The sequence below is a fragment of the Methylotenera sp. 1P/1 genome (assembly GCF_000384355.1).
Lineage (GTDB): Bacteria > Pseudomonadota > Gammaproteobacteria > Burkholderiales > Methylophilaceae > Methylophilus.
Map to the genome: position 1 here is coordinate 498073 of NZ_ARWC01000001.1, position 21671 is coordinate 519743.

The window sequence follows — 21671 nt, forward strand, 5'->3', positions numbered from 1 at the left end:
AGCGTTGAAGAGAAGGGGGCGTTGATGAAAGCGCCCCTAATTTTTTCACTCTAACACTCTTATTGAACTCATTCTGTTATAGATAGTTGGCTAAAAAGCTTAGCCTGATTGCGCCCATTCAGCTTTGCCGAATAAAGCGCTTTGTCTGCTTCTGCCATCAACGACTCTGTAATAGAAATGCCCCAACGATCAAATGAATCATCTGTTGAGGTGCTCCAGTAGTCAGTAATCCCGAAGCTGCAGCTTAGTTGAATGGGGTGGTCATTATGCATAAGTGCTATCTGCCCAATATTCAGACGCACTCGTTCCACTAGGTTAAACGCATTCAGTTCATCACAATCCGGAAGCACAATCACAAACTCCTCACCGCCAATCCTGAAAAGCTGATCCGATTCTCTAATTTCTGACTGTATCGTATTTGCAATCTCAATTAGCGCTTCATCACCCTTGGAATGCCCATACAAGTCATTCACCTTTTTAAACTCATCCACGTCTACCATCACAAGGCTAAGTGTGTGATTGTGGTGTTTGAGGTGCGCAAGCCGTTTAGACATATACTCGTAAAATGCACGGCGATTGTATACTTTGGTGAGAGGGTCGACCCTTGCCAACGCTTCTGCTTCTTTGTACATCGTTTCTAGCTTTTGTTGAGCTAGCTTATTTTCAGTGATATCCACAGCGATTTCCAATCTTACATAGCGGCCATCCACCCATTTAACCGCTTGGTCTCGGCACTGATACCAGCGTTGCGTCACCGTATTTTGAAACTCCCAAATATGCACGCCTGTTGGCTTGCCTTCTTCGTTAAGTAGCTTGGAGTTGTTGCAAAAGCTGCAAGGTTGCTCCTGGCCAAATTGGAGATACTGATAACACTTGCGGCCTAAAGGCACCCCCCAGCTTTTCTGACCGTAATTATTGACGAAAATCAACTCATACGTCTTAAAGTCAGACACGTATACCAAGGCATCCAGGCTATTTAAAATTGTCGCAATACAATCAAATTCAAACTGCAAAGATTGTGCGTTGGCATCGATATTTCGATTAAAGAATTTCAAGATATGTTCTTTCACTACTCAGCCTCAATTCATTTAGAAAAGTTCTAAATGCCTGGTTTCTAGGCTATTTAGAGTAAGCCTGCTGGCAAAGTTGTGTGGTATTACAAGGTGCTGCTAGCGCCTAGTTACTTACAAAAGTAGGCTAAATTAATTATATGTAAAATACAGTTAACCCATCTGTAAACTATTGTTAACTGATAAATTCGATAGATACTGAATGAAGATAAGGCGCGAGTTTTATGAGCTTGTTGTCTTGGGATTTCAGAAAACACTCAGAAGCTGAGTAGTCTTTATCTTACAAAACTTTGTGAATCTGCTGACAGTAATCTGTGAATGGAAAACTTAAACTAAGCATACCAATTAATAATATTCAGAAGGGATAGTCTATATGCTTAAATTTGCACACATGATGAATAAAAAGTCAGTAAATGGCTCAATTGTAGAGCTAGCGTTGGAATTTCCTTCTGAACCTCAACTAGCACCAAAAAAAGGTGATCCCGTGCATATCAAATTACCAGAGAACGATGTTGATGGTGTCATTGCGTCAGTCATCGGTCAGGATTTGCTAATTGATGTCGAGGGGCTGATATCTTATTGGGTTTTTAATAAGGCTGAGGCTTTGTCTGCAACAAAAGGTTTCAAGCATACGTATAGCGTGTTGTAAAAACTTAAATCTAGATTGTTAGTAACGAACTCATTCTAAAGGCACTCAAAATTGCCGATATTCAAATGATTGATAATTCCTTCGTAGGGCACATTATTGCTATTCCATTACTTCGCATAATGTATAGAAGTGATAATAATTAGGTGTGTAAGCTATTTGATATTTTGGTATTTATGATCCGCTTTGCCGATGCGTAATAACCTCCTAGGAGTTAAGTTTTATAAAAATTATAGTTTTGCTTCTTTGTTATCCCCATGAAGTAAAACTATGCTGCCATTAATGATCATTCCTCTTAATCTTAATCCGTTCGGTGTAGCCTGATAGATATAAACAAATTTATTTTTTTCTGTATGAGTAATGGTAATTAACCCAGCATCTCTTAATCTATAAAGTAACTCCCGATCTTCATAGTTATCTGAATCAGCTTCATCAGAAAACCTATATTCGGGTGAGTTTTTGTATGTAATCATCAAAAACAAGTCCAGCTCTTTTGCATTTAGACTTTTAATTACTTCTAATTGACTTTGATTGAATCCTAGATTCATTAGTTGTTTGTGAAAGTCAATCTCCAGATTGCCAACTTTCAACATTTTTATGTTGGAAAGCAACTTTCCAATTTCTACTTTGAACATAAACAGAATAATCAAAACGATTAGTGGCCAAGAAAAAAACTGTATAAACGTTTTGAGAATTTCTGCCCCCATTAATTGTTGAACTGTACTCATATTCTTCCTATTCTTCTATGTAGTGGTTTTTTGATTTAAGTGTCCAATCAATCTAGCGTTGCCCTATATTTTTTTTGAAGCTTTCTACTTCATCACGTCTTACTTCAACATAATGATCTTTGTTGCATTCGACCACTTCGTTATCAATAACCTTTGTATTCAGCATTTTCATGCACGTTTTTGCATCTCTTGCTTTTATCAGCACTTTTACTTTTTCAGCGTTATACGCATCTGCTTTAGCTTTCTCTTGCCTCTCTAAAAGCTTTATCTGCATATCAGTTGTTGTTTTTTGTATTCGTTCAAAGTAATCACCAGTCACATGTTCAACAGTCTTGACTCTCGCTGCATGTAGCATCATCACCAACCCCACCCCAATTACTATCGTAATAAAGTATTTCATTTTTATTCTTTCTTATTTTGACTTTCACCTAATACTTAAAAGTAATAGGCAATTTAAATGAGGAGGGCGCCCGCTTGCGGGAGGCGCCTCATTTAAGAGAGTCCCTTTTCTAAAATAATATTTTATTTGGCTCGTCTTCAAGAGTGTTTACGAAGTGTGCCGTAGTTCCATTTAGATTCCCAGAGCTACGGTGTGCAAACCCACCACTTACTTCTGGGTTAAATACAATCCTATTTCTTAATTGCTCAGAAAAACACATTTCATACCTTCTTTTCATATCCTCAGATTCAGCAGTATTTTTCCAAAGCACAGGGTCGAATATAAATAATCTATTAAGCTCTTGATTCGGACCTAAGGCAGCTTTCAGAAAAAACTGCATATACATATCTGTCTTAGGCAAGCTATATCCAACAAAAATCACATTCTTTGCCTCTCTAAGTCTTTGTAAAGCGGTCTTCCATGTTTGATTTCCATTACCGTTTGACTGCTTATTTGAAACAGGAGGGAGAATGTAAGGTGAGTCGATTACGCCTGTTGGCGAAAGTGGCAGACTATCCGATTTCGATTTTGAATTTGGAAAGTTTAGTGAGCCATGTAATTTTAGTATTTCAATGCTTGCACATTCATCAACTTTAAACTCGTAAGGCTTTATAACTGTACCTCGGTCAGAGCCATAACCATATGTCGTATATTCAACTAAATACTGTTGAGCTGGAAAATATGGGTATTGATAATCAATTTTTAATGCTTTAAATGGGCATCGATCAGAGTGGTCATTGTAATTTTTATTGATTAGAACCTGAAATAAAGACCTTTCCAAAACCAAGTCGTAATTAAACGTAATTATTGTTGGTAATGTTTTTTCTTCTTTATATCTTTTGAATAATGCTTTCCAGAAACTTCGATAAACCTCATTACCTTCAGAAATGGCACTATATCTTCCATCGTTAGGTATGCCAGGATGATTAACATTACAAGCTAATTCAATAGTCGTTGAAATTGCACTTATGAATGTATTAAGTTTATTCCTATCCGATGTTTTTCCTTCCATTAAGTTGAAAGCTAACATCGATAAGATGTCCTCTATGTTTCTATCATCAAAAGCGACTCTTCCATGATAGCCATCCATCTCGCTTCTAATTTTTAGCGCTTCTTGTAATATTTTTTGCTCTTCATAGTTTAACGTCACGCTCCCAGCTTTACCTCGTATGGAGTATTCCCACATTCTTTCTATGAAATTGCCTAGTAAAGGAATACCTGCGTCATATGAAAAACCAGCACCTAAAACAATAACGTTTTCACTCATAAGATTGTGCCTAAACTAGATATAGAAAAACTTTACGTGCTAGTTACACGTAAAGTATCGCTCATATATGAGCAATAAGTACGCTACTAAAAATTATATAAAAACCTCTGAAACCATTACATCTATTGGCTTACAGCCATTTTCACCACGTGAATAAATAGTGCAAAACAGAGCAAAAAGTACCAAAAGTTATCCACAGGGCGTTTTAAATATGGCTGAAACAAGCATTCATACGGGTTACAGCCAATTTAGGGTAGGGGATGGCAACCCAAATCACCACTAAATTTTCCCCTAATGTAGCACTATCGGAAATAATTTCCAATGTCATCTGTTATACCGAGCTCTCGTAGGAACTTCTCAAAGAGAGGTGGCCTATCTTGCAGACCATGCGACGCATCGAGCTTTTGCAATTGCTCATGGAGCGGGGCGGCGCCGCCTAACGGCAGGGTACCTGCGCGCAGCGTAGGGGAGCCGTTACTTGCCGCTCCACGCTCGATATTAAGAACTTCAGATGATAGGGGTTGGTTTTGGGGTTTAGCCGCCCTTCGCTCAGCGAGCCAACGGTTGGCCATCCAAAAGTAGTTTCCAATGTATCTAAGCTCATACGCTTTAAAACCTCTGCCTTCCAGTGACCACAATGTGTCGTCACGCACGAACCAGTCTTGAAAGTGCTCATCGTTGAATACATACCCTACTTTTACCTTTAAAGTCCTAAAAGCGGTGTAGGGGATGCGCACGCGCCCTTTTTCCCAGTTCTGCAAGGTCTTATGCGTCACGTCTAGCAGCTTAGAAGCCTCTAAAGTTGTAAGGCACGCTCTACGACGCATTAAATAGAAGTCATTGGGGTCTATGTATATCCGAGGTGATTTTAACGAGCCTAAAGTAGTGCCTTTTTTTGACCTTTTTGGTTTTTCTGAAAAATTAGTCATTGAAGTGCTCCTTGATATGGAACGGGCTTAATGACTCTGATTTTTTCCTCGGTTGTTAGCAGACTCATGAACATTTCTAACAACGCGTGATGGCGAAGTAGAAAATCATCTGGCATGAAATCACTGGCGGAGCCAATGTCCGATGCTAACGATGCTGCGATATGAATTATTTGCTCATGAGAGAGTGTGAAGCTGTGAAGGGCTTCGACATTTATTGTGTGTGACATACTTGACTCCTTGAGTCACACGCCAATTATTTAACTTCGCATAATGTATATTATGTTAAATTAAGTTTATATCCATATTCAGCTAACTCAGCACTTGGCAAATACAAAAATCACAACAAAACATGCTAAATAACTCTTCTTGCTAATTAGTGCTATTTTTTTGAGTTTAGATACTCTCTAATTTTTTGAGCGTCTACATCGTCGGTATCTAATAATGGATTCCATTTGAAGTCGTCAATATTATCTGCAACCGCATTTCTCTTGGCTAATAGCTTTTGGTACCTGCGCTGCCAATACTTATCTCGCAAACCCACATAGACAATACGTAGACAATAAAGAAATGCAATAAAGATGATTGCTACAATTACATGTACATAAACAGGCATTTACAGTCTCAAGAAATCATTCACGTTTGAATTATAAAGTGACTTATTTTATTAGTTGTTTTTAGCGTTTGAAGCATATTCGTCATTATCAAAAGTTGCCATAGTACTTTTGGACTAGACTTCGGTCTATGATGATAAGTCTCTACAAAAACGCCAGTATCCGCATGACATTAGAAAAAAAATATTTAAAGTTAAGCGATTTAGCAACGGAGCACATTCAGCGAAAAATAGATGCGCACAAAGGTAGCCATGGCAGCTTGGTAGTGTTGGGTGGTCAGGATGGCATGCTGGGCGCATTATTGCTAGCTACTCGCTCTGCGCTGTTATGTGGTGCAGGCCGTACTTATGCTTGTGCTATGGCAAGCAACGTTGCGCCTTCAGTGGATATGATGTACCCAGAGGTGATGTACCGCAGCTTTGATAAATTGCCTGAATTAGCGAGCACGATTGATGCCTATGTGATTGGTCCGGGTTTGGGACAATCGGCGCAAGCCATTGCGTGGGTTGCGTTTTGCTTACAGCAAGCTAAGCCACTGCTGTTGGATGCAGATGCGCTAAATTTGCTGGCCGTACATACTTCTTTAACCGAAGCAATTAAGCTACGTGAGGCCCCTACTATTATTACACCACATCCGGGTGAGGCTTCTCGCTTATTGAATACAGACATTACACATATACAAAACAACCGCATTGCCAGTGCGCTGGCATTGGCTAAACAAGTGCATGGCATATGTGTATTAAAAGGTGCTGAAAGTATATGTGTCGATGCAGATGGGCACTATTGGACTAACCCTACTGGCAACCCTGGCTTGGCCAGTGGTGGTACTGGGGATGTGTTAAGTGGCTTGATAGGGAGCTTGTTAGCGCAAGGCATGCCCCCTATTGAGGCTGTTAAGTTAGGCGTGTATGTACATGGTGCCGCTGCTGATGCTTTGGTAGCGAGTGGTACCGGCCCTATTGGGCTTACCGCTTCTGAAGTTGCACTTAAAGCACGGCAGCTATTAAATATCTGGTGTGAAAACGACCCTATTTAATGGCAAAAGCCGTGACTGCATCCCCCTGCTTATAGCCAAAGATAGAACTGCCGCCGCTTGCCACAGCAATATACTGCTGCCCGTTCACGGTGTAGGTGATAGGGGGTGCATTTACGCCCGCATCAGACTTGCCTTGCCACAATAGCTCGCCTGTTTGCGTATGGTAGGCATTGAATTGACCATTGCCCTCCCCTGTAAATACTAAGTTTCCAGCGGTTGCTAACACTCCGCCAATTAAAGGCTGTGCGGTTTTAACTTGCCACAGCACTTTGCCCGATACTAAATCAATCGCAGAGAGCAAGCCCCAGCGTGGGTCATTGGTTGGTTCGCTAGCAGCATAACGGATCGCAGGTTTGCCGTCTTTACCGGGAGATTCATGTAAGGTGTATTTAATAGGCGCATGAATCGCTGCCACAAATACACGCTGATGCGCTTCATCCACACTCACTGGCGACCAATTAGCGCCGCCTAAGATGCCAGGATAGACGACGGTTCCCTCAAATGTCGCTTTTTTAAATAGGTTATGCTGTGGTACAAATGCGTCGGTTTTTTTCAGCAATTGACCAGTGGCACGATCATGAATGAAAAACCACCCTGTTTTGCTGGCTTGCCCCACCGCAGGTATTTTTTTGCCCTGCCAAGCGTAGTTAAACAATACTGGCGGGCTTGCTAAGTCGTAACCCCATAAATCATGTGGTACTTGCTGGTAGTGCCATTTAAGCTTGCCGGTTTCGGTATCAAGTGCAATTAACGAGACGGTATATAGATTATCGCCTGGGCGTGAAATATCGTTCATTTGTGGCGATGGATTACCTGTGCCGAAATACAAAGTATTGGTTGCAGAGTCAATGGCTGGCGTGCTCCATGCCGAGCCACCGCCGAAACGGGAGGCATCCGGATATTTGGCTAATTCGGTTTTTTCTTGCGCAATATCGCGGTTAAAGCTTGTGCCGTCATCGCTTGTTTCTGTAAACTTACCTTCCCAGCCCTGCGCAGGAATGGTATCAAACTGCCACACACGCTTGCCATTATTCACATCATAAGCGGCAAGAAAGCCTGGCCGTCCAAACCGCCCTGTTACCCCAATGACCGCACCTAAAGGCGCATCTTCACGTGGGTTATCAATGTGCAGGCCATACCCTACCCCGGTAATGCCTACAATCACTTTGCCTTTATATACCACTGGTGCCATGGCAATGCCAATCCCAGTACCGCCGGTGACTTTGCGCGCGCTATTTGGATCATTTTTGTCCAATGCATCTTGCCCTTCGGTCACGATGGCGTTTTCTACTACATCAATATCCCACTCTTTTGTGCCGGTTTGCGCGTTGAGTGCAATCAGTCGTGCATCTACCGTGCCGATGAATACTTTGCCATTGGCTACCGCTACGCCACGGTTAGCAGGCCCACAGCACATTTGCCAGTCCTTGCGTCTATCGTGGGTGTAGCGCCATAGCTCCTGACCGGTTTTAGCATTCAGTGCCACCACATGGTTATAAGGTAGGGATAAATACATCACCCCGTTTTGGACAATGGGTGTGGCCTGAAATGTAGCGCTAATGCCAGATTTGTAGCGCCAAGCTTCTGCCAGTTTTTGCACGTTTTGTGTGTTAATTTGGTTGGCTGGTGAAAACCGTTGGCTGGTTAAATCGCGTCCATAGCTTGGCCAGTCATCTCGATTGGAAGTGGATGACTTGTTGGATGATGCGCAAGAGACTAAGACTAACAAAGCCACTGTAGATGCAACAGTATTTAAACAACGATTGGTTTTCATTTTTCACTTTCACCATGTGTATACAGAGCAGTATATACTAAAAATAATGTTTGTTAATAGTTGCCTATGCATTTTGAATTCTTGTTGTAAAGTGCTTGGTTTTTTTATATATGCATCATCACAGGAACAAATTTGGGTGGATGATAGACAAACAGGCACATTAGAAAACTACATGCAATTGCTGCGCACTATTTTTGCCAAAAGCAAAATATTTACAAAATATATTTAGTTAATGCGCTAATTAACATTGTGCATGGTAATCTACCCTATCATGTGTAAGCTAATATTTTTCGTAGCACAAAATAAGCAGGTAATTGATAGAAGCCAGTGATATGCGTGTCGTGTTCTAGTGAAGCTATATATAACCAACATCAAAAAAAGGCTTGAATTCATGAGTTTAGCAATCAAGCTGGCAGAAGCCGGCAAACTTCCAGACACATTGGTGCGTAAAGGCATTCGTTTACTTACCGAGCAAAGGCTTAAAGATATCAATGCGCAAGACTGCGAGGTATCGATGGCGCATTTGACGCAGTTTATTGTCGGTATGCGTGCCTCTGCACAGATTGCGCCTATGCCAGAATTGGCCAACGCACAGCATTACGAAGTACCAGAAGCATTTTTTCATTACTGTTTAGGCGCACAACGCAAATACAGCAGTTGCTTTTGGCTGGCCGATACCAGCACGTTAGATGAAGCGGAAGTGTTGGCGCTAAACCAGACCTGCGACCATGCGGACTTGCAAGATGGGCAAACCATATTAGAGCTAGGCTGTGGCTGGGGCTCGCTCTCATTATGGATGGCAGAAAAATATCCGAATGCCAACATCACCGGTGTTTCCAATTCTAACTCCCAACGTGAATACATTACTGCAACCGCAAAGTCACGGGGGATTACCAATCTCACTATCCTGACTGCAGATATGAATACGTTTGAAGCGCCCGCGCATTATGACCGCATTGTCTCGGTAGAAATGTTTGAACATATGCGCAACTATCAAGTACTGTACGGCAAAGTGGCCAGTTGGCTCAAACCAAAAGGCAAGTTTTTCAAGCATATATTTGTGCATCGCAGCACCCCTTATGCATTTGATGTGCAAGATGCAAATGATTGGATGAGCCAGTATTTTTTTAGCGGCGGCATGATGCCCAGTGATGATTTGCCTCTGTATTTTCAAGACCATATGCGTTTGATTAATCGTTGGCGCTGGGACGGTACACATTACGAAAAAACTGCAAACGCTTGGCTAGACAACATGGATAAGCATCATGACGAGATTACACCGATATTTGCCAACACCTACGGCGCAGATCAAGTAGAGGTATGGCGCAACCGCTGGCGTATGTTCTATATGGCTTGTGCTGAGCTATTTGGCTATCGCAATGGTCAGGAGTGGTGGGTCAGCCACTATTTGTTTGAGAAAAGATAAATGTCCACACAACGCGTCATTATTAATTTTGTATTGTTCCAGCTGGCATGGCTAGCGTTTGTGATTGGGGCCGCCAACCAATTGCCCTGGCTAGGGTTTATTGTCGGCGTATCTTTGGTCAGTGTGCAGTTGATATTTGTACCTCACCCAGCTAGAGAGTTGCTTTTAGTGTTGACGACATGCGGCATAGGGGCTGTATTTGACCAATTGTTGTTAAACCACGGCGTGGTGCAATACCAAGCGCATGGCTGGTCAATTGGATTGGTGCCGGTGTGGATTATCGGTCTGTGGATTGCATTTGCCAGCACCTTGAATGTCAGCATGCGCTGGCTGCGCAATTACCGCTGGGCGGCCGTGTTGCTAGGCGCTATGGGTGGCCCTTTGGCGTACGCTGCTGCGCAAAAGTTAGGCGCTGTTACCCTCACCATTACGCCCAGTAGCCATATTGTGCTGGGTGTAGGCTGGGCAGTATTGATGCCGCTCATGATTCATCTCTCGAAAAAATTTGATGGGTATGCCCATGTTTAACTGGTCACTTTATCTTTACAGTTTGTATGCCATAGGTGCGTTTGCACTGTTTGGTTGGATGCTCAGTTTAATGACCAACAAAGTCAGCCATGTGGATGGCATGTGGAGCTTGTTTTTTGTGTTGGCAGGCTACTCGGTTGCCCTGCTTAACTATGAATTCACCACGCGCATACTGGTCGTGCTCACGTTGCTGAGTATTTGGGGGGTGAGGCTGAGTGTGCATATCTCGTGGCGCAACTTTGGGCATGAAGATCAGCGCTATGTGGTGATTCGTCAAAACAACGAACCCAATTTTTGGTTTAAAAGTTTGTATATCGTGTTTGGCCTGCAAGCCGTGTTGGCTTGGATCATTTCGCTTGCTATCTATGGTGCGTTAGATGGTGAGACATCATTTAATGCTTTGGATTATTTAGGCCTGATATTGGTGGCATTTGGCTTGTATTGGGAGGTTGTAGCAGACTGGCAGTTGCAGCAGTTTAAGGCAAACCCTGCCAATGCCAATCAAGTGTTAAGCACAGGCTTATGGCGCTATAGCAGGCACCCCAACTATTTTGGCGAGTGCTGCGTATGGTGGGGATTTTACTTGTTTGCATTAGCGGCAGGCGCATGGTGGGCTATCCTTTCCCCTATATTAATGACTTTCCTATTGTTAAAAGTCAGCGGCGTCAGTTTGCTGGAAAGTACAATTACTGAGCGCCGCCCTGCTTATCTGGATTACATTCGAAACACTAATGCCTTTGTGCCGGGGTTACCAAAAGATGCAAACTAAATCGCTATGGATGACGCTCGCATTGTTACTCAATGCACCCGCTTACGCCAAAGACTGGTCGTTTGATGTGTACTTGGATAAGCAAAAGATAGGCACGCACACCTTCACTCTTGATGGTAACCAATTGAGCAGCCAAGCCAGTTTCAAAGTAAAAGTGCTGTTTATCAATGCTTACGATTATCAACATGCTGCACAAGAGACCTGGCAAAACGATTGCTTGACCAAGCTGAAAGCACACACTGTTGAAAACAAGGTTGTGATGGATGTAGACGCAGAGCGCAAAGACAGTGTGTTTGAGGTCAACTACAACAAAACCAAGCAAAAACTGCCTGAGTGCACCATGACATTTGCTTACTGGAACACCAAAATCCTGACGCAAAAGAAACTACTGAATCCGCAAAATGCTGAGTATTTGGATACCAATATTCAATCTCTGGGTAATGAAACTATTCAAGTAAAAGGACGCTCAATAGACGCTAAGCATTACAAGATCATGGGTGCGCTGAATGGGAAAAATAAGCTCAATATTGAAGTGTGGTATGACCAAAACGATGATTGGTTAGCGTTAAAATCCATCACGCCAGAAGGTTATGAAATTAACTACAAACTTAAATAAATCATGAATTTAAAATATCTATTTAATGTAATTTATTGCTTAATTATTGCAGCATGTATTAGTGCCTGCACAGGAAACGCTATGAACGAAGTAAAGCCAGTGAAGCAGGTTGAGCTTTCCAAATTTATGGGGGATTGGTACGTGATTGCGGTGATTCCCACCATGATAGAGACGCAAGCCTACAACGCGATTGAAAATTACCAATTGAATCCAGATGGTACGATTGCCACTACCTTTACCTATTACAAAGGCGGGTTCGATGGCCCGCTTAAAACCTATCACCCCAAAGGCTTTGTGCAGCCCAATACCGGTAATGCGATTTGGGGCATGCAGTTTATCTGGCCGATTAAGGCAGATTTTCGTATTGCTTACCTAGACCAAGACTATCAACGCACAGTGATTGCCAGAAATGCGCGTGATTATGTATGGATTATGGCGAGAACGCCAGCCATTGCGGCCTCCGACTATGATGAGATGGTGCAATTTGTAAAATCACTGGGTTATGACACCGCAAAATTGAGAAAAGTACCGCAGTCTTGGCCTGCAACGACTAAATCTTCGGCTGAATAATATGCATACGCTACGGATAAGTAAGCTTTTTAAATTTCTACTTAGTTGGTTTGATAACCAAGTGGCTTCTGACATGCGCATGCCAAACGTGCATCATATTGATTGGGCGCGCGTGATTCCTTTCGTGGCATTGCATATTGCTTGCTTGGGCTTGTTTTGGGTGGGTTGGAGCTGGTTTGCCATTGTCTTTGCAATTGCTTTATATGCAGTCCGTATGTTTGCCATCACTGGGTTTTACCATCGCTACTTTGCCCATAAATCCTTTCAAACCTCACGTTTTGGTCAATTTGTATTTGCCTTGATCGGCGCAACGGCAGTGCAGCGTGGGCCTCTGTGGTGGGCTGCGCACCACCGCGACCATCATGTACATTCGGACGAAGAGCAAGATGCACACTCCCCTGTTAAACATGGCTTTTTTTGGAGCCATATCGGCTGGTTTTTATCCAGTGCCAATTTTGCAACCAAATTTGAACGCGTCAAAGAGTTGGCGCAGTTTCCGGAGCTAAGGTTTTTAGACCGCTTCGATATTTTGATGCCTATTGCGCTTGCTATTGCTATTTTTATCACAGGCGAGTTGTTAGCACACCATACCCCAGAATTAAACACCAACGGGCTACAGCTGTTGGTATGGGGGTTTGTGATTTCTACCGTTGTGTTGTATCACGCCACGTTTAGCGTTAACTCCCTCGCCCATGTGTGGGGCAAGCGGCGCTACCAAACGCGCGATCACAGCCGCAACAATTTCATCATCGCCCTATTTACCTTGGGCGAAGGCTGGCACAACAACCATCACCACTATCCGGGGGCGGCAAAGCAAGGCTTTTATTGGTGGGAAATTGATTTTACCTACTATGGTTTACGTGTATTAGCTGCGTGTGGGCTGATCTGGAATTTGCGCAAAGTCCCCCATAACATCAGAGAGTCCAAACAGTATCGTTAAGTCAGGAATTACGTTTTAGTCATGAAAATTGCCATCATTGGCAGTGGTATTGCCGGCAATACGCTGGCTTATCACCTGCACCCACAACACGAGATTACCGTTTTTGAAGCCAATGCGCATATTGGCGGGCATACCCACACCCATGATATCCACTTGTTTGGCAAGCCTTACCAAGTAGACACCGGATTTATTGTATTTAATGACCGCACTTACCCCAACTTTATTGCATTGTTGGATAAGCTGAATGTGAGCTGGCAACCCAGCGATATGAGCTTTAGCGTGCGCGATGAAGTATCTGGATTGGAGTATAACGGTACCAGCATGCATAGCTTATTTGCGCAGCGTAGAAACCTGCTTAAACCCAGCTTCTACCGTATGATTTTGGATATTTTGCGCTTCAATAAACACGCGGTTGAATTATTGAATGACGGCACTGAAATCACTTTGGGCGCTTATCTAGCACAAGGCCGTTATAGCCAGCCCTTTATTGAACATTATATTATCCCCATGGGCGCTGCTGTTTGGTCGACCGATGCAGCACAGATGCTGGATTTTCCTGCGCGTTTTTTCGTACGTTTTTTTCATCACCACGGCTTTTTAACGGTGAGCAACAGGCCCAAATGGCGCGTGATACAAGGCGGCTCTAAAAGCTATGTAGAAAAACTGACGGCATCCTTTAAGACTAACATCAAACTTAACACGCCGATTGAAAGTGTGCGTAGGCTCAAAAACACGGTCAAAGTCAAACCTGTTGGGCAAGAGGAACAAACCTTTGATTACGTATTCTTTGCCTGTCATAGTGACCAAGCATTGGCCATACTGGGCAAGGATGCAACGGCAGCCGAGCGTGAAATATTGGGCGCGATTCCCTATCAGGAAAATACAGTTTATCTGCACCATGACCGCAGCATGATGCCTAAGCGCAAGCTGGCTTGGGCGGCTTGGAACTACCACATCACAGCCAAGCCATCTGACAAGGTGCAAGTCACCTATAACATGAATATCTTGCAGGGGCTGCAATCAGAAGCGCCGATTTTAGTGACGCTGAATCATGTCGATTGGATTAACCCGGCCAAAGTCATCAAACGCCTCACTTATATGCACCCTCTATACACGGTGGCAGGTGCGGCGGCACAGGCAAGACACGCTGACATCAGCGGGCACAATCGCACCGCCTATGCAGGCGCTTATTGGCGCAATGGCTTTCATGAAGATGGCGTAGTAAGTGCATTAGCAGCGCTACAGCATTTTGAGCAGTCTCAACATGGTAGCTAGTGCGATTTACACAGGCTGGGTCACACATCAACGCTTGATGCCTAAGCGCCATGGCTTTCAATACCAAGTATTTATGATGTATTTGGATTTGGACGAATTACCTGATTTGTTTAAAGAAAACCGTTTTTGGTCTTACAGCAAACGCAATGTGGCATGGTTTAACCGCGCAGACTATTATGGCAACCCCAGTCAGCCACTTAAACAAGCCATCAGTCAGTTAGTGCAACAAGCCACCGGGCATGCAGTGCGCGGCCCAGTCAGGCTGCTCACTAACATGCGTTACTTTGGCCATTGCTTTAATCCTGTGAGTTTTTATTATTGCTTTGAGCCAGATGGCTTTACGCTACAAGCGATTGTCAGCCACATTACCAATACGCCGTGGGGTGAAGATTATGCTTATGTGCACGATTACCACGGCGTGAAAGAAACAAAGCTGACGCATAACGGCACCATCACCGCTTTTAAGCTATCCAAAGCGTTTCACGTCTCGCCCTTTATGCCTATGCAAATCGAATATGACTGGCGCTTTAAACTCGCTGACCAGGCCTTGCTGGTACACATGAAAAATATTGAAGCCGGGCAAGAGATATTTTCCGCTACATTAACGCTGGATCGTCTAGCACTTACGTCTAAACACCTTAACCGCATGCTGTGGTTGTACCCATTGATGACGGTCAAAGTGGTGGCCGCCATTTATTGGAATGCACTGCAGCTATGGTTAAAGCGTGTTCCTTTTTACTCACATCCCGATACCCATTCATCATGACTTCACACACGCTGCCGCAAGAAAAGCTGACCACCCTTTTAAAAGCGAAAAGCCGAGCTAAATGGGTGGCCGATGTTGCCAAAACGCAGGTACTCAAACGCCTGCAACAGTTACGTGTAGGGCAACTTATGCTAGTCGATGGTGAATCAATGCATACATTTGGGCAGCCCGCTTCAATACAGGCCTCCATACATGTGCATGACCCAAGATTTTACGGCGAGATTGCCTTTGGCGGCAGCATTGGCGCAGGTGAGGCCTATATGCTGGGCTATTGGACAGCAGACAACCTGACCAATGTCATTCGTTTGATGGTGTTGAATCAACAGGTGATGGACAGCTTAGAAGGTGGGTATCAATGGCTGACTAAGCCTATGTTTAAAATCATGCACTGGCTCAATAGCAATACGACTGAGGGTAGCCGTAAAAACATTGCCGCACACTATGATTTAGGCAATGCCATGTTCGCGCTGTTTTTAGACAACACCATGATGTATTCCAGCGCGATATTCAATGCAGAAACCCACACCCTACAACAAGCTTCAGAACTCAAGCTAAAAACCATTTGCGATAAGTTAAACTTGCAACCCGATGACCATGTGATTGAAATTGGCACCGGTTGGGGTGGTTTTGCGATTTACGCCGCTACGCATTACGGTTGCAAAGTCACAACCACGACCATTTCTAAGCAACAATATGATTTAGCAAAAGCACGTGTAGCGGCTGCTAATCTGCAAGACAACATCACTTTATTGTTAGAAGACTATCGCCATTTAACGGGCACCTACGATAAGTTGGTCTCGATTGAAATGGTGGAAGCTGTTGGCCACCAGTTTTACGATACCTACTTTGCAAAAGTCAGCAACCTACTCAACCCCAATGGTTTAGCGCTTATTCAAGCCATTACCATTGCGGATCAACGTTATGCTAGCGCAATCCAATCCGTCGATTTTATTCAGCGTTACATCTTCCCCGGTTCTAACATCCCGTCTAACACAGCGATGCTGGATAGCATTACACGCATGACAGACATGCGCCTGTATGATTTAGAAGACATTGGCCCGCACTACGCCACTACCTTGCGCATGTGGCGGGAAAACTTCTTTGCAAACATTGCCGCTGTGCGCCAATTGGGCTACTCAGAAGAGTTCATTAAGATGTGGGAATTCTATTTATGCTATTGCGAAGGTGGCTTTACTGAGCGCGCCTTGGGTGATGTACATTTGCTGCTGGCCAAGCCGGAAAACAGAAGCAGAACAGTACGCACTTAAACACCAGTTTGATAGCAGTGCGCCTGTTAACTTGGTGTGCATGTACTTGGTGTTCATGTACTAGGTACACGTGTACTTGGTATACTGGCACCCATGCAAACTCCGCCATATCAGCCCCCGCCGCCAGACCAAGCCAATGCTGTGGACTGGCGAGATGGCCAGCCCTACTCGACACGCTTTGATGATGTCTATTTCTCGACGGATCCAGACCACCCACAGCAAGGCATTGCCGAAACCCATTATGTGTTTTTGCAGCACAATCAATTAGAAAATCGCTGGAGACATCTGCAACAGCCAACATTCACGATTGCAGAAACTGGGTTTGGCACAGGCTTAAATTTTCTGTGTGCATGCAAACTTTGGCTGGAAACAGCGCCTAGCCATGCCAGACTACATTTTATCAGCATTGAAAAATACCCACTCACACGGCAGGACATGCAGCTGGCGCATCAAAACTGGCCAGATTTTCAAACACTGTCTCAGGCATTGCTCGCACAATATGGTGGCTTATGTGCAGGGGTGCATCGATTAGCACTCTTTTCCGGACGCGTGCTGCTCACACTGGCCATAGGCGATATGGCGAGCCAGCTTCCGCAACTCAATGTATCCGTAGACGCATGGTTTTTAGATGGCTTTTCCCCCGCTAAAAATCCTGACATGTGGCAGCCTGTACTGTATCAACAGATGGCGCGTTTATCGCATCGTCAAACCACGTTTGCAACGTTTACTAGCGCTGGTTTTGTAAAACGCAGTCTGGTAGACCATGGATTTATCACCCATAAGGCTGCCGGCTTTGGGCGTAAGCGTGAAATGCTCTATGGGCAATTTTCTGGCCAAGGTGCAGTGCAATTATCACCACATCTTAATCAAACAGTCGCCGTAATTGGTGCTGGTATTGCCGGCTGCGCTACTGCCTATGCTTTGGCCCAACGTGGCATCCATGTAACGCTCATAGAGCGGCATAGCCAAATTGCACAAGAAGCCTCTGGCAATCCTAAGGGTGTGCTATATCCGCGCCTTGCCGGGCACCCCAACGCGCAGGATCGCTTCGCACTCAGCAGCTATCTATACACCTTACGCCTATTAAAACAACTAGACTTAGCTGAAGAAAATTTTCAGGCTTGCGGCTTATTGCAACTCGCGTTTAACGCTAAAGAATCGGCACGTATTGCTGAGATCGCGCAACGTACCTTGAATGAGGATATTGTGCGTTTTGTCGAGTCTGCACAAGCGAGCGAGCTGGCCGGTGTGCCGCTTGCGCATGCCGGCTTGTATTTTAGCGAGGGCGGCTGGGTCAACCCAACTGCATTGTGTGCTGCGTTAATACAGCACCCCAACATCACGCTTTGCACGGATACGTCTGCACTTGAACTCTCACAGATAGATGGCAAGTGGCATATCATCAACGCGCAGCAAGCTGTCATTACTGCAGATAAGGTAGTAATAGCCAACGCAAACGATGCGTTACGCTTTACACAAACAGCGCACTTACCACTCACCGCAGTACGCGGGCAAATGACTACCGTGCAAGCCTCAGCAAACAGTCTCGCCCTAAACACAGTGCTATGTACGGATGGCTATATTACCCCAGCAAGCGCTGGGCAGCATTGCTTGGGCGCAACGTTCTCAGTGGGTGATACGACATTGGATCTGCGTGCAGAAGACAACCAACACAACCTGGCCATGGTGAAAAAAATGTCTCCACAGTTGGTTGATTTGCAACATCAAGCCCATGCTGGGCGTGCTGCCCTGCGTTGTGCCACGCCAGATTATCTACCCATGGTAGGCGCGCTTGTGGATGCGCAATTATTATCTCAGCAGCCACCCAAACACAAAACCAATGCAAGTGCATTACCTTGGCATGCGGGCTTGTATCTGCATGTGGGGCACGGTACAAAAGGCCTCACCACGGCCCCACTTTGCGCAGAGCTATTAGCCTGCATGATGACTGGGGAACCCTACCCTGTTGAGGCTGAACTTGCCTTACAGCTCAACCCTAATCGATTTTTATTGCGTGATTTAGGGTTAAAACGACTGGTCAACTTGACTGTTTAAGGTAAACTTTCGCGCATGCAAAGTATTCAGCAGCTATTACAAGCCATTCAGGATAATCCGCGCGTTCCTAGTCTGCATTACGATCTGGGTGGGCTATATTTGGCAGATATGCAGACAGATAAAGCGCGCGCATGCTATCAACAAGCATTGCGCTTGGCGCCCAATCATCCGCAAATTTTGTTACAACTGGGCAATACGGAAAATACAGCGCAACGCTACCAAGAGGCGACGGTGTATTTTAAACAGTGCATCGCCATAACGCCTGATGACGCAGCCGCTTATTACAATCTAGGCAACGCACTACGCGCTCTTGGCCAGCCTGATGAGGCTGCAAAACAATATCAGCAATCACTCAAGTTAACCCCTAATGATGCAGACGCACACAACAATCTTGGCAATGTATTACGCGATTTAGGTCGCTTGGATGAATCCATTGCTTGCTACCAGCAGGCATTGGCGATTAACCCGCAGTTGCATCATGCGCTGGCGCATTTGATTCACCAAAAGCAGCACATTTGCGATTGGCAAGGCTTGGACGCGGAAATTGCGCAATTACGCCAAGTGTTTGCGCAGTCACCACAAGCGCAAATTCCGCCGTTTGCTTTTTTAGCCATGCCAGGCACTACAGCGCAAGAGCAACTGCAATGTGCCAGCCAATGGGCGCAACAGCAATTTGGACATATCGCCCCGCCCCCGTCTACCCATCAAGGATTTAAAGCTGCCAAACCCATTAAAGTTGGTTACTTGGCAGCCGATTTTAGGCTGCATCCGCTGGCTTTTTTAATCACGGAGCTACTTGCCGCGCATGACCACACCCGTTTCCATATTACTGCCTATAGCTACGGGCCCAATGACCATTCTCAAGAGCGCGCTGCCATACAGCATAGCGTGGACCACTTTGAGGATATTCAAACGCTCAGTGATATCGAAGCAGCGCAGCTGATGCAAACACAACAGATAGATATTCTGGTGGATTTAACCGGGTATACCAAACATAGCCGCACCGCAATTGTTGCTTTAAAACCGGCACCCATCAGCATCAACTGGCTAGGCTATCCCGGCAGTATGGGCAAGGTCGGCGCAAAAAGTGTTTTTGACTATGTAATTGTGGATGAAACCATTGCGCCGCAAGCAGAGCACTTCGCAGAAAAATGTATCTATCTGCCCTGCTATCAGCCCAACAATCAACATCGTCCAGTTGCCGAGCCATCCAGCAAATCTGCACTCGGAATACCGGAAGATGCGTTTGTGTTTTGCTGCTTTAACCAGACCTTTAAAATCACCGCTGAGGTCTATGCAGTGTGGATGCAGCTACTGCAAGCAATACCCAATAGCGTATTGTGGCTGCTCGATTGCAATGTTTGGGCCAAAGCCAATTTAATTGCCACCGCCAACCAAGCGGGCATTGCTGCGGAACGCATACTATTTGCACCAAGAGTGTCTATTGCAGTGCATTTGGCGCGGCATGCACATGCAGATTTATTTTTGGACACGCAACCTTACAATGCCCACACCACTGCCAGCGACGCGCTGTGGATGGGTTTGCCTGTATTGACTTGCATGGGCGAGACATTTCCATCCAGAGTGGCTGCTAGCCTACTCCATCAACTTGGTTTAGATGCTCTGGTAACACAATCGCTTAGCGAGTTTGCCGAGCGCGCACGCGCACTTGCGCAAGATACTGATCAGCTCAAAGCCGTTAAACAACAGCTCATGACACAGCGCAAACTGCTATTTAACCCAGATGTATTTGTACAAGCTTTAGAAACTGCGTATATTCACGCTTATAATAATTTATGCGCGCCACCCGATGTGTGACGTGTACCTAGTGTTAATAATCCGTATGATGATTTGAGTGTAAGGGGCAACATGGCTGTCATTGATATTTCGCCGGTCTTAAAGTTTATGGTGGATAAAGGCGCTTCAGATATTTTCTTTAGCACCAATACTGCTATTCATATCAATATTGAAGGTGAAAACTTACCAGTCAATGCGCAAATCATGGGGCCAGGCATGATCAAAGAGATTGCCTACTCACTGATGACTGCCGATCAAATCAAAGAGTTTGAAACCACGCTGGAATGCAATTTTGCCATTAGCAAAACCGATATAGGCCGTTTCCGCGTCAATGTGTTTCAGCAACGTGGCGAAGTGGCCATGGTGATTCGCCATATCAAAACCGAGATTCCTTCATTCGAGCAACTTGGGCTACCGCCGATACTCAAAGAGTTGATTATGCGTAAGCGTGGGCTGTTGCTACTGGTCGGTGCTACCGGCTCTGGTAAATCCACTACGCTGGCTTCCATGATCGATCACCGTAATGAAAACGCTACCGGCCACATTATTACGGTAGAAGACCCGATTGAGTTTGTGTATCAACACAAAAAATCGATTGTGAATCAGCGTGAGGTGGGCATAGATACGCTCTCTTTTGATAACGCGTTAAAAAACGCCATGCGCCAAGCGCCGGATGTAATTCTGATTGGTGAAATCCGCGATATGGAAAGCATGAAGTTGGCCATGGCCTATGCAGAAACAGGCCATTTATGTTTGGCTACTTTGCATGCCAATAACGCTAACCAAGCACTAGAGCGCATCATCTCATTCTTCCCGCCTGAGATTAAACAAGGGCTATTGCTCAGTGTTTCCTTGAATTTGGTGGGCATCATTTCGCAGCGCCTAGTTGCTGCAAAATCACAAAAACGTGTTGCAGCCAGCGAGGTGCTTATCAATACGCCCTACGTGGCCGAGTTGATTCAAAAACAAAAGCTGGGTGAAATCAAAGACATCATGGCGGACAATAACGACATTGGCATGAATACGTTTGACCAATCGCTGTTCCGCTTGTATGCCAACGGCAAAATTGACGAAGAAAACGCACTGACCAATGCGGATTCCCGCAATGACCTATCACTCAAAATACGCTTTGCTGCAGAAAGCAATAAAAGCTTTTAACCA

The 21671-nt window shown here is 44.8% G+C and carries 21 protein-coding genes; 14 read left to right on the forward strand and 7 right to left on the reverse strand.

All coding sequences use genetic code 11. From position 1 onward, the window contains the following. Nucleotides 1-68 precede the first annotated feature (68 nt). Nucleotides 69-1070, reverse strand: a complete 1002-nt coding sequence (locus A3Q3_RS0102285) for a GGDEF domain-containing protein (protein WP_020181950.1) — start codon at nt 1068-1070, stop codon at nt 69-71. 373 nt (nt 1071-1443) lie between these two features. Here A3Q3_RS0102285 and A3Q3_RS0102290 point away from each other — a divergent pair, with 373 nt between their 5' ends. After that, on the forward strand, nt 1444-1719 hold the full coding sequence (locus tag A3Q3_RS0102290) for a hypothetical protein (protein ID WP_020181951.1): 276 nt from the start codon (nt 1444-1446) through the stop codon (nt 1717-1719). Nucleotides 1720-1946: 227 nt separating this feature from the next. Here A3Q3_RS0102290 and A3Q3_RS0102295 read toward each other — a convergent pair whose 3' ends face one another. The 5 genes from A3Q3_RS0102295 to A3Q3_RS0102315 all read right to left on the reverse strand — a co-directional run bounded on the left by A3Q3_RS0102295 (nt 1947) and on the right by A3Q3_RS0102315 (nt 5306). Continuing rightward, nucleotides 1947-2444, reverse strand: coding sequence for a hypothetical protein (locus A3Q3_RS0102295; protein WP_020181952.1), 498 nt, complete (start codon nt 2442-2444; stop codon nt 1947-1949). A gap of 52 nt (nt 2445-2496) precedes the next feature. Further along, nucleotides 2497-2844, reverse strand: coding sequence for a hypothetical protein (locus tag A3Q3_RS0102300; RefSeq protein WP_020181953.1), 348 nt, complete (start codon nt 2842-2844; stop codon nt 2497-2499). A 109-nt stretch (nt 2845-2953) separates the two neighbouring features. Continuing rightward, a complete protein-coding gene (locus tag A3Q3_RS0102305; protein WP_020181954.1) occupies nt 2954-4150 on the reverse strand; it encodes an SIR2 family protein in 1197 nt (398 codons plus the stop codon). A gap of 302 nt (nt 4151-4452) precedes the next feature. Then, on the reverse strand, nt 4453-5079 hold the full coding sequence (locus A3Q3_RS14090; RefSeq protein WP_020181955.1) for a hypothetical protein: 627 nt from the start codon (nt 5077-5079) through the stop codon (nt 4453-4455). Next, complete coding sequence (locus A3Q3_RS0102315; RefSeq protein WP_020181956.1) at nt 5076-5306, reverse strand: hypothetical protein; 231 nt, start codon at nt 5304-5306, stop codon at nt 5076-5078. Before A3Q3_RS0102315 ends, A3Q3_RS14090 begins: the two co-directional genes overlap by 4 nt. Before the next feature lie 514 nt (nt 5307-5820). Here A3Q3_RS0102315 and A3Q3_RS0102325 point away from each other — a divergent pair. Beyond that, on the forward strand, nt 5821-6726 hold the full coding sequence (locus A3Q3_RS0102325) for an NAD(P)H-hydrate dehydratase (RefSeq protein ID WP_232418334.1): 906 nt from the start codon (nt 5821-5823) through the stop codon (nt 6724-6726). On the opposite strand, the gene A3Q3_RS0102330 is transcribed toward A3Q3_RS0102325, so the two are convergent. Further along, on the reverse strand, nt 6719-8500 hold the full coding sequence (locus A3Q3_RS0102330) for a PQQ-binding-like beta-propeller repeat protein (protein WP_020181959.1): 1782 nt from the start codon (nt 8498-8500) through the stop codon (nt 6719-6721). The two genes, A3Q3_RS0102325 and A3Q3_RS0102330, sit on opposite strands and share 8 nt — an antisense overlap. 391 nt (nt 8501-8891) lie before the next feature. Between A3Q3_RS0102330 and A3Q3_RS0102340 the strand changes: the two genes are divergently transcribed. The 12 genes from A3Q3_RS0102340 to A3Q3_RS0102395 all read left to right on the forward strand — a co-directional run bounded on the left by A3Q3_RS0102340 (nt 8892) and on the right by A3Q3_RS0102395 (nt 21668). After that, complete coding sequence (locus A3Q3_RS0102340) at nt 8892-9926, forward strand: cyclopropane-fatty-acyl-phospholipid synthase family protein (RefSeq protein ID WP_020181961.1); 1035 nt, start codon at nt 8892-8894, stop codon at nt 9924-9926. Next, nucleotides 9927-10454 (forward strand): DUF2878 domain-containing protein, encoded by a 528-nt coding sequence (locus tag A3Q3_RS0102345; RefSeq protein ID WP_020181962.1) that lies wholly within the window; start codon nt 9927-9929, stop codon nt 10452-10454. It abuts the gene before it with no gap. Next, on the forward strand, nt 10447-11223 hold the full coding sequence (locus tag A3Q3_RS0102350) for a DUF1295 domain-containing protein (protein WP_020181963.1): 777 nt from the start codon (nt 10447-10449) through the stop codon (nt 11221-11223). Before A3Q3_RS0102345 ends, A3Q3_RS0102350 begins: the two co-directional genes overlap by 8 nt. After that, nucleotides 11213-11839 (forward strand): DUF6134 family protein, encoded by a 627-nt coding sequence (locus tag A3Q3_RS0102355; protein ID WP_020181964.1) that lies wholly within the window; start codon nt 11213-11215, stop codon nt 11837-11839. Before A3Q3_RS0102350 ends, A3Q3_RS0102355 begins: the two co-directional genes overlap by 11 nt. 81 nt (nt 11840-11920) lie before the next feature. Further along, complete coding sequence (locus A3Q3_RS0102360) at nt 11921-12409, forward strand: lipocalin family protein (protein ID WP_020181965.1); 489 nt, start codon at nt 11921-11923, stop codon at nt 12407-12409. A gap of 73 nt (nt 12410-12482) precedes the next feature. Beyond that, a complete protein-coding gene (locus A3Q3_RS0102365) occupies nt 12483-13349 on the forward strand; it encodes an acyl-CoA desaturase (RefSeq protein WP_020181966.1) in 867 nt (288 codons plus the stop codon). A 21-nt stretch (nt 13350-13370) separates the two neighbouring features. Continuing rightward, nucleotides 13371-14624 carry an NAD(P)/FAD-dependent oxidoreductase gene (locus A3Q3_RS0102370; protein ID WP_020181967.1) on the forward strand — a complete coding sequence of 418 codons (1254 nt, stop codon included), beginning with the start codon at nt 13371-13373 and terminating at the stop codon, nt 14622-14624. After that, entirely contained in the window at nt 14614-15390 is a 777-nt protein-coding gene (locus A3Q3_RS0102375; protein ID WP_020181968.1) for a DUF1365 domain-containing protein, read from the forward strand. The genes A3Q3_RS0102370 and A3Q3_RS0102375 overlap by 11 nt, the downstream gene beginning before the upstream one ends. After that, nucleotides 15387-16658, forward strand: a complete 1272-nt coding sequence (locus A3Q3_RS0102380; RefSeq protein ID WP_020181969.1) for a cyclopropane-fatty-acyl-phospholipid synthase family protein — start codon at nt 15387-15389, stop codon at nt 16656-16658. Before A3Q3_RS0102375 ends, A3Q3_RS0102380 begins: the two co-directional genes overlap by 4 nt. A gap of 93 nt (nt 16659-16751) precedes the next feature. Beyond that, nucleotides 16752-18713, forward strand: coding sequence for a bifunctional tRNA (5-methylaminomethyl-2-thiouridine)(34)-methyltransferase MnmD/FAD-dependent 5-carboxymethylaminomethyl-2-thiouridine(34) oxidoreductase MnmC (gene mnmC / locus A3Q3_RS0102385; protein ID WP_020181970.1), 1962 nt, complete (start codon nt 16752-16754; stop codon nt 18711-18713). Nucleotides 18714-18728: 15 nt separating this feature from the next. Next, nucleotides 18729-20531 (forward strand): tetratricopeptide repeat protein, encoded by a 1803-nt coding sequence (locus A3Q3_RS13525; protein WP_020181971.1) that lies wholly within the window; start codon nt 18729-18731, stop codon nt 20529-20531. A 51-nt stretch (nt 20532-20582) separates the two neighbouring features. Next, nucleotides 20583-21668, forward strand: coding sequence for a PilT/PilU family type 4a pilus ATPase (locus A3Q3_RS0102395; protein ID WP_020181972.1), 1086 nt, complete (start codon nt 20583-20585; stop codon nt 21666-21668). Nucleotides 21669-21671 lie beyond the last annotated feature (3 nt).

Bases quoted from the DNA above. Each gene is read 5' to 3' on its own strand.
- A3Q3_RS0102290 (WP_020181951.1), top strand. From the start codon at position 1,444: ATGCTTAAATTTGCACACATGATGAATAAAAAGTCAGTAAATGGCTCA.
- A3Q3_RS0102295 (WP_020181952.1), bottom strand. From the start codon at position 2,444: ATGAGTACAGTTCAACAATTAATGGGGGCAGAAATTCTCAAAACGTTT.
- A3Q3_RS0102300 (WP_020181953.1), bottom strand. From the start codon at position 2,844: ATGAAATACTTTATTACGATAGTAATTGGGGTGGGGTTGGTGATGATG.
- A3Q3_RS0102305 (WP_020181954.1), bottom strand. From the start codon at position 4,150: ATGAGTGAAAACGTTATTGTTTTAGGTGCTGGTTTTTCATATGACGCA.
- A3Q3_RS14090 (WP_020181955.1), bottom strand. From the start codon at position 5,079: ATGACTAATTTTTCAGAAAAACCAAAAAGGTCAAAAAAAGGCACTACT.
- A3Q3_RS0102315 (WP_020181956.1), bottom strand. From the start codon at position 5,306: ATGTCACACACAATAAATGTCGAAGCCCTTCACAGCTTCACACTCTCT.
- A3Q3_RS0102325 (WP_232418334.1), top strand. From the start codon at position 5,821: ATGATGATAAGTCTCTACAAAAACGCCAGTATCCGCATGACATTAGAA.
- A3Q3_RS0102330 (WP_020181959.1), bottom strand. From the start codon at position 8,500: ATGAAAACCAATCGTTGTTTAAATACTGTTGCATCTACAGTGGCTTTG.
- A3Q3_RS0102340 (WP_020181961.1), top strand. From the start codon at position 8,892: ATGAGTTTAGCAATCAAGCTGGCAGAAGCCGGCAAACTTCCAGACACA.
- A3Q3_RS0102345 (WP_020181962.1), top strand. From the start codon at position 9,927: ATGTCCACACAACGCGTCATTATTAATTTTGTATTGTTCCAGCTGGCA.
- A3Q3_RS0102350 (WP_020181963.1), top strand. From the start codon at position 10,447: ATGTTTAACTGGTCACTTTATCTTTACAGTTTGTATGCCATAGGTGCG.
- A3Q3_RS0102355 (WP_020181964.1), top strand. From the start codon at position 11,213: ATGCAAACTAAATCGCTATGGATGACGCTCGCATTGTTACTCAATGCA.
- A3Q3_RS0102360 (WP_020181965.1), top strand. From the start codon at position 11,921: ATGAACGAAGTAAAGCCAGTGAAGCAGGTTGAGCTTTCCAAATTTATG.
- A3Q3_RS0102365 (WP_020181966.1), top strand. From the start codon at position 12,483: ATGCGCATGCCAAACGTGCATCATATTGATTGGGCGCGCGTGATTCCT.
- A3Q3_RS0102370 (WP_020181967.1), top strand. From the start codon at position 13,371: ATGAAAATTGCCATCATTGGCAGTGGTATTGCCGGCAATACGCTGGCT.
- A3Q3_RS0102375 (WP_020181968.1), top strand. From the start codon at position 14,614: ATGGTAGCTAGTGCGATTTACACAGGCTGGGTCACACATCAACGCTTG.
- A3Q3_RS0102380 (WP_020181969.1), top strand. From the start codon at position 15,387: ATGACTTCACACACGCTGCCGCAAGAAAAGCTGACCACCCTTTTAAAA.
- mnmC (WP_020181970.1), top strand. From the start codon at position 16,752: ATGCAAACTCCGCCATATCAGCCCCCGCCGCCAGACCAAGCCAATGCT.
- A3Q3_RS13525 (WP_020181971.1), top strand. From the start codon at position 18,729: ATGCAAAGTATTCAGCAGCTATTACAAGCCATTCAGGATAATCCGCGC.
- A3Q3_RS0102395 (WP_020181972.1), top strand. From the start codon at position 20,583: ATGGCTGTCATTGATATTTCGCCGGTCTTAAAGTTTATGGTGGATAAA.